We start from the raw sequence: 12,827 nt of genomic DNA, 5'->3' as shown, positions 1-12,827 counted from the left end.
TGCAGCACCCCCGCCAGCGGCGGGTGCACCAATTTCTGAGGAGAGATCGTGATCGAAGAAACCTTGCTCGAAGCCGGGGACAAGATGGACAAGGCGGTTGAAGTAGCCAAGGAAGACTTCGCCTCGATCCGTACCGGCCGCGCCACCCCGGGCCTCTACAACAGGGTCCTGGTGGACTACTACGGTTCCCCGACGCCGCTGCAGCAGCTGGCCTCCTTCGCCGTTCCGGACGCCCGCACCATCCTTATCACGCCCTTCGACAAGACCGCCCTGCGCGATATCGAACGCGCCCTGAGCGACTCCGAGGTGGGAGCCAACCCCTCCAACGACGGCAACGTCATCCGGATCACCATCCCGGACCTCACACAGGAGCGCCGCAAGGAGTACGTCAAAATCGTCAAGGCCAAGGGCGAGGACGCCAAGGTGTCCATCCGCAACATCCGCCGCAAAGCCAAGGAAACCCTGGACAAGCTGGTCAAGGACGGCGAAGCAGGCGAGGACGAGGGCAGCCGTGGCGAAAAGGAACTGGACGCCATGACCAAGGCCCACGTCGACGGGATCGACGAGCTGCTCAAGCGCAAGGAAGCCGAGCTGCTCGAGGTCTGATGGCGCAGGAACAGGGGGACCGCGCAGCAGACGTCCGGCTGCGGGGGAAACAACGGAGGAACCCGACGCCCAAGGCCGGCAGGAACCTTCCCGCCGCCACGGCGGTGGGGCTGGGCATGCTCATTATCGTCCTGGGCGGACTGCTGCTCCTTCCGCTGGGCTTTGTGCTGATCGTCACCGCTTTCGGGGTCTTCGGCGTCTGGGAATTCTTCCGGGCACTGGAAACCTCCGGGACCAGGCTGCCCATCATTCCGGTGATGACCGGCACCGTTGCGATGCCCACCGCCGCCTACTTCGGCGGTCTCGAAAGCCTCCTGTTCGCCATCATGCTCAGCAGTGTCGCGGTGCTGATCTGGCGGTCCCTGGAGGGTGCGGCCGGTTCCGCGCGGAGCATTTTCGCCGGCGTCTTCACGCTGGCCTGGATTCCGTTCTTCATCAGCTTCGCGGTGCTGCCGCTGCACACCGCTGTGGGTCAGACGCCGGTCGGGCTGTGGCCCGACGGCGTGGTCCCCCCGGGAGCGTGGGAGATCGCCACCCTCCTGCTGCTGGTGGTCGCCAACGACACCTTCGGATATCTCGTCGGCGCCTCGCTCGGCAAGCACCCGATGGCGCCGAAGATCAGCCCCAAAAAGAGCTGGGAAGGCTTCGCCGGCTCCATTGCCGGTGCGACCGTGATCGGCGTGCTCGCCGCCGTCTTCGTGCTGGACAAACCCTGGTGGGTCGGGGTGGCGCTGGCCGTTGGCATGGTCGCAGCAGCCACCGCCGGGGACCTTTCTGAATCCATGGTGAAGCGCGAACTCGGGATCAAGGACATGAGCAGCATCCTGCCCGGCCACGGCGGGGTCATGGACCGGCTGGACTCAATCGTCTTTGCCTCCCCGGTGGCCTTTATTCTCTACTCGATCTTTGCCGGCGTCTGAGGCGGCTCCTGTCCCACCCTCGGCCCCTAGAATGGTGCCGGACAAACCAGCCGAACGGCATTGAAGGAAACAATAGTTACAGTGGACATTCAACGGCAGATTCCTGCGTCTTTTGACCGCGTGCAGCGGACCCAGTACGGCTACAACGCCAAGCAAGTCGACGAGTTCATGCAGCGCGCACGGGTGTCGTTCGAATCTCCCCAGGCCGCCGCCCGTCCGGTCGGAAGCGCGGACGTCAGGGCGGTGTCCTTTGACCCGGTCAAGGGCGGCTATGCCGCGGCCGGCGTGGACGCGGCGCTGGACCGGCTGGAGGATGCCCTCGCCCGTCGGGAACGTGACGAACTCGTCGCGGAAAGCGGCGAAGAGGCGTGGCTCCGCGAGATCGGCCGGCTCGCCGGGGTGCTGCGCGGGCGGCTGCACCGCCCCGACGGCCAGCGCTTCCGGCGCCCGGCCAAGGCCAAGGCGCGCAGCTACAACACCACGGACGTCGACGACCTCTGCCACGAGCTGATCGGCTACCTCGAACAGGACAAGCCGCTGAGCGTGGACAATGTCCGCCGCGCCGTCTTCCGTCCCGCCCTCGGCCAGGACGGCTATGAGGAAAACCAGGTGGACGCCTTCCTGGACCGCGTCGTCGAACTCATGGCCGCCATCGACTGAGCGAGTCAGCGCTCGGTGACCAGCGGCCGTTCCGGAGTGTGCAGCCGCGTCATGAGCCGGGTGATGGTCCTGGGCACCCGGTTCCTGGTGGCCCGGGAAACCAAGACCGTCACGGCAAACGCCGCCGGCACGGTCCACGCCGCCGGCTGCGCCAGCCACGACGGCGGACCGTCGGCGCCCAGCACGGCGCCGGCCACTATCGCCCCGCCGCACAGCACCGCCCCGGTCGCCATGCCGGCGATTGCCCCGGCGTCGGTCAGCCCGCGCCACCAAATGCCCAGCAGCAGCACCGGGCAGATGGTTGAGGCGGTAAATGCAAACACCATGCCCACGCTGCCGGCCAGCGCGAGGGAACCGGTCATGGACGCGATCCCCAGCGGAACGACGGCGGAGATCACCGCCGCCCAGCGGAAGCCGCGGACGCTGCCGCCGAACAGGTCCTGGCTGATCACCCCGGCGAGCGAGACCACCAGCCCGGAGGTGGTGGACAGGAAGGCGGCGAACGCCCCCGCGACCACCAGGGCAGACAGCAGGTCTCCGGCGACCCCGCCAATCAGCTGTCCGGGGAGGAGCAGCACCAGCGCATCGGCCTGCCCGCTCTGCGCCAGCGCCGGAGCGAACATCCGGCCGATCAGCCCGTAGGCCGTCGGGAACAGATAGAAAACCGAGAGCAGGCCCAGCACGATCAGGGTGGTCCGGCGGGCCGACTGCCCGTCCGGGTTCGTGTAGAAACGCACCAACACATGCGGCAGCCCCAGCGTGCCAAAGAGCAGGGCCACCAGCAGCGAGATGTTCTGGTACAGCCCGGCCGGGGCCACCGCAGTGGGGTTCACCGACGCCGCCGCCACGGCGGGAGTCCCGGAGCCGGCCAGCGTGAAGACGATGAACAGGATGGGCAATGCCAGCGCCGTCAGCTTCAGCCAGTACTGGAACGCCTGGACAAAAGTGATGGACCGCATGCCGCCGGCCACCACGGTGACGCAGACGACGGCGACCACCGCCACCTGCCCCACCCACGCCGGCAGCCCGGTGGTGATCCGGATGGCCAGCGCCGCGCCGTGGAGTTGCGGGACGATGTACAGCCAGCCGACCATGACGACGACGACGCTGGTAACGCTGCGCACCACGCGGGAGTCGAGCCGCGCTTCGGTGAAGTCGGGAATGGTGTAGGCGCCGGAGCGGCGCAGCGGAGCCGCGACAAAGAGCAGCAGCATCAGGTAGCCGGCGGTGTACCCCACCGGAAACCACAGGGCGTCCGTTCCGGAGAGCAGGATGAGCCCGGCGACGCCCAGGAAGCTCGCCGCCGACAGGTACTCGCCGCCGATCGCCGAGGCGTTCCACCACGGCCTGACGGTCCGCGAGGCCACGTAGAAATCCCCGGTGGTGCGCGAGATCCGAAGCCCGTAAAAACCGATGACGGCGGTGGCCACCGAGACTCCGGCAAAGGCGGCGATGCCGACGACCGGGTTCACGGGCGCCTCACTTGTCCCCGACGAGGTCCCGGTACCGGGCCTCGTTCCGGGCCGCCGTCCGGATGAAGAGCCAGGCGCTGAGCCCGACCACCGGATAGATCCCGACGCCCAGCAGCACCCAGTCGAAGGGCAGCCCCACAATGGTCGACTCCGCGAGGCCGGGCACGAGCCCCAGCATGAGCGGGAACGCCACCAGGATCAGCAGGAACCCTGCGGCCACGACAACCCCCAGGCGCAGCTGTGTGCGGATCAGCGAGCGGACAAACACCTGCCCGGCGTCGGATTCCTCGGCGGCGTCGCGCGAATCAGCAGCCGACCGCGCCGACGGCAGCGCCGTGGTGCCCGGTGTGATGCTGCGGGGTGCGGTGACGCGGACGCGGGTCATGCCTGCGGCCGGATCCGGGTCGCCTCAAGCTTTTCCCGGACCGACGGGAGGTGCCGCCGGCTGATGGGCAGTTCCGCCCCGGCCACGGTGACGCTGGGCCGGGCGGCGGCCAGCTTCATGTGGCTGACATGGTTCAGCGCAATCAGGTAGGAGCGGTGGATCCGGATGAACCCGGCGTCCGCCCACTGCTGTTCCAGATCGGCCAGCGGAACCCGGATGAGGTAGCTCGCATCGGCGGTGTGCAGCCTGGCGTAGTCGCCCTGGGCCTGGACGTAGGTGACGTCCTCGCGGCGGATCATCTTCGTGGTCCCGCCCAGGTCCACGGTGATCATCTCCGGCCGCGGCGCGCCGTCCTTGAGCAGTTCGCTGATCCGGCCGATGGACTTCGCCAGGCGCTCGGCACGGACGGGTTTCAGCAGGTAGTCCACGGCGGCGAGTTCGAAGGCCTCCAGCGCGCAGTCCTCGTCGGCGGTGACGAAAACCACCGCAGGGGGCTTGGTGCTGCGCGCGATCACGCGGGCGATGTCCAGCCCGGAGAGCGCGGGCATGTGGATGTCGAGGAAGACGGCGTCGACGTCCTCCGCCTCAAGGGCGCGCAGGGCCTCGGCCCCGGAGGAGGCCCGGTGGATGGTGCCGATCCGGTCATCCCGGCCAAGGAGGAAGGCCAGTTCTTCAACGGCGGGCAGCTCGTCGTCGGCGACGAGGACGTTAATCATGGTCCAAGACTAGCGCCGGAGGCGTGTGGCCCCTATCAGGCATCGTGACGGGGCTGCGACTTGGGGACACGCATCGTGATCAGCGTGCCCTCACCGGGGGCCGTCTCGATCACGAGCCCGTGCTCGTCGCCATAGACCTGCCGCAGCCGGGCATCGACGTTGCGCAGTCCGACGTGGTCGCCGTCGGCATGCCCCGCGAGGACAGCCCGCAGCTGTTCCGGGTCCATCCCCACGCCGTCGTCCTCGATTTTCACCTCGGCGAACGCGCCGGAGTCGTTGGCCGTGATGGAGATGTGGCCGGGGCCCTCCTTGGCCTCCAGGCCGTGCCGGACCGCGTTTTCCACCAGCGGCTGCAGGCTCAGGAACGGGATCACGGTACTGAGCACCTCGGGGGCGATCCGCAGGCTCACCTGCACGCGGTCCCCGAAGCGGGCCCTTTCCAGGAGGAGGTAGCGGTCAATGCAGCGAAGCTCCTCGGCCAGGGTGGTGAAGTCACCGTGGCGGCGGAAGGAGTAGCGGGTGAAGTCGGCGAACTCCACCACGAGCTCACGGGCCCGGACCGGGTCCGTGTTGATGAAGGAGGCGATCGCGTTCAGGGAGTTGTAGATGAAGTGCGGGCTGATCTGCGCCCGGAGCGCGCGCACCTCGGCCTCCATCAGCAGCGTGCGCGAGGCGTCGAGTTCGGCCAGTTCCACCTGCGTGGCAACCCAGTCGGCCACCTCGCCCGTGGCCCGGACCAACCCGGCGCCGGCGGCGGGGGCGAAGGCGGCCACCACGCCCACCACACGGGTGCCGGTCCTAATCGGGGCGATCACCGCGGCGCGTTCCACCTCCGGCCGGGTCGCGACGGCGCTCTTGCCCTGCGCGAGTTCCTGCACCTCGCCGGCCGGAATGACGGCGGTGTGGCCGCCGTCGAGCACTCCTGCTGCCAGCTCCATCAGGACCGGCTTGAGCTCCTCGCCGGCACCGTCCCAGGCGAGCACGCCGGTGGTGTCGGTGATCGCGAGCGCATCGCAGCCCAGCAGGCTGCGCAGCTGCCGGCTGGCCTTGGCGGCACCGGCCGGGTTGAGGCCGGTGCGCAGGTGCTGGCCGGCGCGGGAGGCCGCGTGGAGCGTCTTGTACGTGGCCCGCTCCGCGTCGGTGCCGAGCTCCCGGAAAGAGCGGAGCACCTTGAGCCCGACGGCGACGACGACGGCGATCGCCATCGCGATCACGGCTATGGCGGCGGCGGTGAAGAGCGGAGAGTCGGGCATGCGCCCAGCGTATCGCGGCACCCGCCGGGCCGCGGCCGGGAGCCCTCCGGACCCCGTTTGAGGCACCGTTGAGCGCAACATCCCGACCGCTGAGCGACGTAGGGCACGGCGGTCGTGGCATGTAGGCCGCATCACGCGAGAGAGTGATTGCAGTCACATTGGCCCGCGGGCTGTTTGGAGCAGGCCAGGACAGCCGGTGTGGACTCGAAAGTCTCAATGAGGAGGAACGATGGGTCACGAAGCCCAAGAAACGGACGCCACGGCGGCCGTGGACTTCAAGGAAGTCCAGTCGACGGAGCGGTTCCAGCAACTGCGCAAACGTCACCGCAGCTTTGTCTTTCCGATGGCCATTGCATTCCTGCTCTGGTACTTCGCTTATGTCCTGCTGGCCGACTACGCGGTGGAGTTCATGTCCACGAAGGTCTGGGGCAACATCAACGTCGGCCTGATCATGGGCCTGCTTCAGTTCGTGACCACGTTCGCCATCACCGGCTGGTACGTCAGCTACTCGAACCGGAAGCTTGACCCGATCGCAGCGGAAATCCGCCACGAAATCGAAGGCCACGAATTCGACAAGCATGGCAACCAAATCAGCGGGGTAGAGAAATGACGTTTATGGTTCCCGCAGTGAATGTTGCGGATCTCAAGGAAACCACCCTGCTGAACATGGGCATCTTCGCGCTGTTCGTGGCGGTCACCATGGTCATTGTGATCAAGGCCAGCCGCAACAACAAGACGGCTGCTGACTACTACGCCGCCGGACGGTCCTTCACCGGCCCGCAGAACGGCACGGCCATCGCCGGCGACTACCTCTCGGCGGCCTCGTTCCTGGGGATCACCGGCGCCATCGCCATCAACGGCTACGACGGCTTCATGTACTCCATCGGCTTCCTTGTCGCCTGGCTCGTCGCCCTGCTGCTCGTCGCCGAACTGCTTCGCAACACCGGCAAGTTCACCATGGCCGATGTGCTCTCTTTCCGGCTCAAGCAGCGTCCCGTGCGCATCGCGGCAGCCATCTCCACCCTCGCGGTCTGCTTCTTCTACCTCCTGGCACAGATGGCCGGAGCCGGCAGCCTGATCTCCCTGCTCCTGGGCATCAGCGACTGGGGCGGACAGTCCCTGGTGATTATCGTCGTCGGCGCCCTGATGATCATGTACGTACTGATCGGCGGCATGAAGGGCACCACCTGGGTGCAGATCATCAAGGCCATGCTGCTGATTGCCGGCGCTGCGGTCATGACCTTCTGGGTCCTCGCCCTCTACGGCTTCAACCTCTCCGACCTGCTCGGCGGCGCGGTGGAAACCTCGGGCAACCCGAACATGCTCAACCCGGGCCTGCAGTACGGCAAGACCGAAACCTCCAAGCTCGACTTCATGTCCCTGGGCCTGGCCCTGGTGCTCGGTACCGCGGCACTGCCGCACGTGCTGATGCGCTTCTACACGGTTCCGACCGCCAAGGAAGCCCGCAAGTCCGTCGTCTGGTCGATCGGCCTGATCGGACTGTTCTACGTGTTCACCCTGGTTCTGGGCTACGGTGCCGCGGCACTGGTGGGCGCTGACACCATCAAGGCTGCCCCGGGCGGCGTCAACTCGGCCGCACCGCTGCTGGCGTTCCACCTCGGCGGGCCGCTGCTGCTCGGCTTTATCTCGGCGGTGGCTTTCGCCACCATCCTGGCCGTCGTCGCAGGCCTCACCATCACGGCAGCGGCGTCGTTCGCGCACGACATCTACGCCAGCGTTATCGCCAAGGGCAAGGCTGACCCCGAGACCGAGGTGAAGGTGGCCCGAAAGACCGTCATCGTGATCGGGATTCTGGCCATCGCCGGCGGCATCTTCGCCAACGGACAGAACGTGGCGTTCCTCGTGGCTCTCGCCTTCGCGGTCGCTGCGTCGGCCAACCTGCCCACCATCGTGTACTCGCTCTACTGGCGCAAGTTCACCACCCAGGGCGCCCTCTGGAGCATGTACGGCGGGCTGGGCTCGGCGATCATCCTGATCGCGCTGTCCCCGGTGGTTTCCGGTGCCAAGACGTCCATGATCCCGGGCGCCAACTTCGCGATCTTCCCGCTCAGCAACCCCGGCATCGTCTCCATCCCGCTCGCGTTCCTGCTGGGCTGGCTTGGCTCGATTCTGGACAAGAAGCTGGAAGACACCACCAAGCAGGCCGAAATGGAAGTCCGTTCCCTGACGGGTGTGGGCGCCGAAAAGGCCACCGACCACTAAGCACCGACCGCTGGCGGTCCCCGCCGGCTGAGAAACGGCAGGAGCCCCGTGCAACCGCACGGGGCTCCTGCCGTTTTGTCTTGGGCGTCCGGAGCCCGGGCCGTCCGCCGTGTGCCTTAACCTTCGGCCGAGCCGCGTTCCAGCAGCGGCTGGATCCGGAACGGGATCATCTCACTCATCGCCAGGGCGGTGTCCGTCCGGTCCACGCCGTCGCAGGCCAGGATCTTGCCGTTGATCCGGAACAGGTCCTCGGCGTCGAGAGCCACCACCCGGAGCAGCAGGTCCGCCGAGCCGGTCAGGCCGTAGCCCTCGAGGATTTCCGGAATGGCGGCCAGTTCCACCGCCAGTGTGCCGAGCTTCTGCTGCTGGACGTGCACCGAGATGAAGGCCATCAACGGGTAGCCCAGCGAGGCGGGGTTGATGCGCCGCTCGAAGGACAGGAAGACGTGTTTTTTCTCCAGCTGGGCCATCCGCGCCTGTACGGTATTCCGCGACAAACCCAGCCTCTGCGCCAGCGCAACCACGGTCTGGCGGGGGTCCCGCGCCATGGCTGAAAGCAGGCGGGTGTCCGTGCCATCCAAGGGTTGCATAATGCGCAAGATTAGCACGGTGCCGCGAAGCCGGACAGTGCAGAATGCTCAACTTTTTAGCAGGTGGTTGTACCCAATGGGCATTGTGAGTAGGGTCACAACTATCCGGGGCAACGGCGCCCGGGCGGCCGGCGCGCACCGGGATCACGAGTCCTGCGAGCACCGGTCAGACGACGTCAGAAGGTGCGGACAACAGTGTTTACCGACGACGCGGGCAAGGGCGGCATTTCCGCCGGGGGCCCCGGAAACAGTGCAGGATCAAACAGGCGGTCGGGCGGGGATCTCGTCCAACTCATCACCCCCGGGGGTGAACGCGTAAGCCATCCCGAGTTCGACCCCTGGGTCCAGGACGTCAGCGACGAACAGCTGGGCGCGCTCTACGAAGACATGGTGGTCATCCGGCGCATCGATGCCGAGGCCACCGCCCTGCAGCGCCAGGGTGAACTCGCCCTCTGGCCGCCGCTGCTGGGGCAGGAGGCCTCCCAGATCGGTTCGGCCCGGGCCCTGCGCGACGACGATTTCGTCTTCCCCAGCTACCGCGACAACGGCGTCGCCTATTGCCGCGGGGTGAACCCGGAGGACATCGTCAAAGCCTGGCGCGGCAACGCCCTGGCCGGCTGGGACCCCTACACGGTCAACGTCGCCACCCAGCAGATCATCATCGGCGCCCAGACGCTGCACGCCACCGGCTACGCGATGGGAATCCAGAACGACGGCGCCGATTCGGTCGCCGTGGCCTACTTCGGCGACGGCGCCACGAGCGAGGGCGACGTCAATGAGGCACTCGTGTTCGCCGCCAGCTTCCAGTCCCCGGTGGTCTTCTTCTGCCAGAACAACCACTGGGCCATTTCCGAACCCGTGCGGCTGCAGTCGCACATCCAGATCGCGGACCGCGCCGCGGGCTTCGGCGTCCCCAGCATGCGGGTGGACGGCAACGACGTCCTGGCCGTTATGGCGGCAACCCGCATCGCCACCGACCGTGCGCGCCACGGCGGCGGCCCCACCTTCATCGAGGCCGTCACCTACCGCATGGGTCCGCACACGACGGCGGATGATCCCACCCGGTACCGGGACGCGAACGAACTCGAGGACTGGGCCGCCAAGGACCCGATCGCCCGGCTGAAGTCACTGCTGGAGCGCAAGGGACTGCTCACCGCGGAACTCGAAACCGCCGTCGCCGCCAAGGCCGACGCCGTCGCCAAGGCCCTGCGGTCCGGCACCATCAACATGCCCGAGCCGCAGCCGATGGACATCTTCAAGCACGTGTACAGCACGCCCCATTCCCCGCTGGAGCGCCAGCAGGACCACTATTCCCGTTACCTGGCTTCCTTCGGCGATCCCGCAGAAGCCGCTTCTGAAGAAGGTGCACGCTGATGACGAAGATGACCTTCGCCCGAGCCATCAATTCGGGCCTGCGCAAGTCCCTTGAGAACGATCCCAAGGTGATCCTCATGGGCGAGGACATCGGCGCCCTCGGCGGTGTCTTCCGCGTCACCGACGGCCTGCAGAAGGATTTCGGCAAGCACCGCGTTGTGGACACCCCGCTGGCCGAGTCCGGGATCATGGGCACCGCCGTCGGCCTCGCCTACCGGGGGTACCGCCCCGTGGTGGAGATCCAGTTCGACGGTTTCATCTACCCCGCATTCGACCAGATCGTCAGCCAGGTCGCCAAGATGCACTACCGGACCCAGGGCGCGGTCAAGATGCCCATCACCATCCGGGTGCCCTTCGGCGGCGGGATCGGCTCCCCGGAACACCATTCCGAGTCTCCCGAGGCCTACTTCACCCACACCTCGGGCCTGCGTGTCATCAGCGTCTCCAACCCGCAGGACGCCCACACGATGATCCAGCAGGCCATCGCCTCGGATGATCCGGTGCTCTACTTCGAGCCCAAGCGCCGCTACCACGACAAGGGCGAGGTGGACGAGTCCCTGGACCTCAGCGCCGCCCTGTCGATGGAGAAGGCCCGCGTCGTCACCGAAGGCAACGACGTCACACTCCTGGCGTACGGCCCGCTCGTCAAGACCGCGAAGGACGCCGCGCTCGCCGCCGCCGACGAGGGGATTTCGATCGAGGTCATCGACCTGCGCTCGCTCGCCCCGCTGGACTTCGCGACCCTGGAAGCCTCGGTCCGCAAGACCGGCCGGCTCGTCATTACCCATGAAGCCTCCCAGACCGGTGGCATCGGCGCCGAGATTGCCGCCAGCATCACCGAACGCTGCTTCTACCACCTCGAGGCAGCCCCCGTCCGCGTCACCGGCTTCGACGTCCCCTACCCGTACTCGAAGCTGGAGATGCACCACCTCCCGGGCCTCGACCGGATCCTGGACGGCGTCGACCGCGCCCTGGGCCGCCCCAACTCCCTGAGCGGACTGGAAGGATGAGCGCCACCATGATCAAGGAATTCAGGCTGCCGGACCTCGGCGAAGGTCTAACTGAATCGGAAATCGTCGCGTGGAAGGTCGCTGTCGGGGATACCGTCGCGCTCAACCAGATCATCGCGGAGGTGGAGACGGCCAAGGCCGTCGTCGAACTTCCCTCGCCGTTCGCCGGTGTTGTCGCGGCCCTGCACGAACAGCCCGGCACCGTCGTCGAGGTCGGCAAGCCGATTGTCTCCTTCGAAGTGGAGGGCGACGACAGCAGTTCCGACGGCGGTCCCGCCGGCGGTGCGGAGGGCGCAGCGCCCGCCAAACGCGAACCGAACCTCGTCGGCTACGGCGCTGTCCTGGAGAATTCCGGCCGGCCCGCCCGCCGCGCCCGGAGCTTCGCCGCCCCGACTGCTGCCCCGGTGTCCTCGGCCCCGGTGTCCTCGGCTCCGGTGTCTTCAGCCCCGACGGCTACCGCCCCGGCGGCCGAGCGCGCTCCGATGGCCGCGCCGGTGGCAACTGCCCCGGCGGCTACCGCCCCGGCGGCCGAGCGCGCTCCGATGGCCGCGCCGGCCGAAGCTGCCGCGCCTGCACCGGCGGCCATGCCGGCCGAGGCCCAGCCCGGCGGCACCACGTCCGTTGCCGGGGAACGCCCGCGGTCCACGCCGCCGGTGCGCAAACTGGCCAAGGATCTCGGCGTCGACCTCGCCCTGGTCTCCGGCACCGGGGAGTTCGGGCTCATCACCCGGGACGACATCCGTAACTTCGTCGGCGGGGGAGACCTGCCGGTGGCCCCCCGGGACCTGGCGGGCGTGTCCACCCCGGTTCCGGCCCCGGCACAGGGCGAGCGCGAAACCCGGACGCCGATCAAGGGCGTGCGGAAGTTCACCGCCGCCGCCATGGTCTCCAGTGCCTTCACCGCACCGCACGTCACGGAATTCCTCACCATTGACGTCACCCCCACCATGGAACTGCTGGCGAAGCTCAAGGCCAGCCGGGCGTTTGCCGGATACAAGCTCACGCCGCTGACCCTCGTCTCCAAGGCCGTGCTGATCGCGCTGAAGAACCACCCCACGCTCAACACCCGCTGGGATGACGGCACGCAGGAGATCGTCCAGTACAACTACGTGAACCTGGGCATCGCGGCCGCCACCCCGCGCGGACTGACCGTGCCGAACATCAAGGACGCCGACCGGATGTCCCTGCTGGAGCTCTCCACGGCGCTGACCGAACTGACGGACACGGCCCGCGCCGGCAAGACCAGCCCGGCGAACCTGTCCGGGGGCACAATTTCCATCACGAACATCGGCGTCTTCGGCATCGATTCGGGCACTCCCATCCTCAATCCGGGCGAGGCCGCGATCCTTGCCCTGGGCGCGGTGCGGAAGATGCCGTGGGAGTACCAGGACGAGGTGGCGCTGCGCCAGGTCATGACGCTCAGCCTGTCCTTCGACCACCGCCTGGTCGACGGCGAACAGGGCTCACGCTTCCTGCAGGACCTCGGCGCCATCCTGTCCGATCCGGGCATGGCACTCGCCATGGTCTAGCGACCCCTCCACAGCTGCCGGCTGCCCCTTCGGGCGGCCGGCAGCTGTGTTGTGTGCAGGTTGTTTTGGGCCGGACTGCATCCTTCGGG

13 protein-coding genes are annotated in these 12,827 nt (G+C 67.6%); 8 read left to right on the top strand and 5 right to left on the bottom strand.

From position 1 onward, the window contains the following. Window positions 1-48: 48 nt before the first annotated feature. The 3 genes from frr to AC1MFL_RS03235 all read left to right on the top strand — a co-directional run bounded on the left by frr (window position 49) and on the right by AC1MFL_RS03235 (window position 2,186). On the top strand, window positions 49-606 hold the full coding sequence (gene frr / locus AC1MFL_RS03245) for a ribosome recycling factor (RefSeq protein ID WP_479813439.1): 558 nt from the start codon (window positions 49-51) through the stop codon (window positions 604-606). Then, entirely contained in the window at window positions 606-1,526 is a 921-nt protein-coding gene (locus AC1MFL_RS03240; protein ID WP_479813438.1) for a phosphatidate cytidylyltransferase, read from the top strand. Before frr ends, AC1MFL_RS03240 begins: the two co-directional genes overlap by 1 nt. 81 nt (window positions 1,527-1,607) lie before the next feature. Next, window positions 1,608-2,186, top strand: a complete 579-nt coding sequence (locus AC1MFL_RS03235) for a DivIVA domain-containing protein (protein ID WP_479813436.1) — start codon at window positions 1,608-1,610, stop codon at window positions 2,184-2,186. Between the two features lie 5 nt (window positions 2,187-2,191). On the opposite strand, the gene AC1MFL_RS03230 is transcribed toward AC1MFL_RS03235, so the two are convergent. The 4 genes from AC1MFL_RS03230 to AC1MFL_RS03215 are packed head-to-tail and all read right to left on the bottom strand — an operon-like array spanning window position 2,192 to window position 6,012. Further along, complete coding sequence (locus tag AC1MFL_RS03230) at window positions 2,192-3,658, bottom strand: sodium/solute symporter (protein WP_479813434.1); 1,467 nt, start codon at window positions 3,656-3,658, stop codon at window positions 2,192-2,194. A 7-nt stretch (window positions 3,659-3,665) separates the two neighbouring features. Further along, on the bottom strand, window positions 3,666-4,043 hold the full coding sequence (locus AC1MFL_RS03225; protein WP_226761271.1) for a DUF485 domain-containing protein: 378 nt from the start codon (window positions 4,041-4,043) through the stop codon (window positions 3,666-3,668). Next, complete coding sequence (locus AC1MFL_RS03220; protein WP_479813432.1) at window positions 4,040-4,759, bottom strand: LytR/AlgR family response regulator transcription factor; 720 nt, start codon at window positions 4,757-4,759, stop codon at window positions 4,040-4,042. The genes AC1MFL_RS03225 and AC1MFL_RS03220 overlap by 4 nt, the downstream gene beginning before the upstream one ends. A 35-nt stretch (window positions 4,760-4,794) precedes the next feature. After that, on the bottom strand, window positions 4,795-6,012 hold the full coding sequence (locus AC1MFL_RS03215; protein ID WP_479813430.1) for a sensor histidine kinase: 1,218 nt from the start codon (window positions 6,010-6,012) through the stop codon (window positions 4,795-4,797). A 229-nt stretch (window positions 6,013-6,241) separates the two neighbouring features. Here AC1MFL_RS03215 and AC1MFL_RS03210 point away from each other — a divergent pair, with 229 nt between their 5' ends. Both AC1MFL_RS03210 and AC1MFL_RS03205 read left to right on the top strand, forming a co-directional pair. Continuing rightward, window positions 6,242-6,622, top strand: coding sequence for a DUF485 domain-containing protein (locus tag AC1MFL_RS03210; RefSeq protein WP_479813428.1), 381 nt, complete (start codon window positions 6,242-6,244; stop codon window positions 6,620-6,622). Next, a complete protein-coding gene (locus AC1MFL_RS03205; protein ID WP_479813426.1) occupies window positions 6,619-8,235 on the top strand; it encodes a solute symporter family protein in 1,617 nt (538 codons plus the stop codon). The genes AC1MFL_RS03210 and AC1MFL_RS03205 overlap by 4 nt, the downstream gene beginning before the upstream one ends. A 116-nt stretch (window positions 8,236-8,351) precedes the next feature. Here AC1MFL_RS03205 and AC1MFL_RS03200 read toward each other — a convergent pair whose 3' ends face one another. Continuing rightward, entirely contained in the window at window positions 8,352-8,825 is a 474-nt protein-coding gene (locus AC1MFL_RS03200; protein WP_479813424.1) for an Lrp/AsnC family transcriptional regulator, read from the bottom strand. 195 nt (window positions 8,826-9,020) lie between these two features. Here AC1MFL_RS03200 and pdhA point away from each other — a divergent pair, with 195 nt between their 5' ends. The 3 genes from pdhA to AC1MFL_RS03185 are packed head-to-tail and all read left to right on the top strand — an operon-like array spanning window position 9,021 to window position 12,738. Next, a complete protein-coding gene (pdhA, locus tag AC1MFL_RS03195) occupies window positions 9,021-10,199 on the top strand; it encodes a pyruvate dehydrogenase (acetyl-transferring) E1 component subunit alpha (protein WP_479813422.1) in 1,179 nt (392 codons plus the stop codon). Next, on the top strand, window positions 10,199-11,209 hold the full coding sequence (locus tag AC1MFL_RS03190) for an alpha-ketoacid dehydrogenase subunit beta (protein ID WP_479813420.1): 1,011 nt from the start codon (window positions 10,199-10,201) through the stop codon (window positions 11,207-11,209). Before pdhA ends, AC1MFL_RS03190 begins: the two co-directional genes overlap by 1 nt. Further along, window positions 11,206-12,738: a dihydrolipoamide acetyltransferase family protein gene (locus AC1MFL_RS03185; RefSeq protein WP_479813419.1), complete on the top strand. Its 1,533-nt coding sequence runs from the start codon at window positions 11,206-11,208 to the stop codon at window positions 12,736-12,738. The genes AC1MFL_RS03190 and AC1MFL_RS03185 overlap by 4 nt, the downstream gene beginning before the upstream one ends. Window positions 12,739-12,827: the final 89 nt, after the last annotated feature.

Source organism: Arthrobacter sp. BG3, assembly GCF_056680185.1.
Note: the sequence above shows the minus strand (reverse complement) of the source record. Positions and strands in the feature narration are given on the sequence as shown.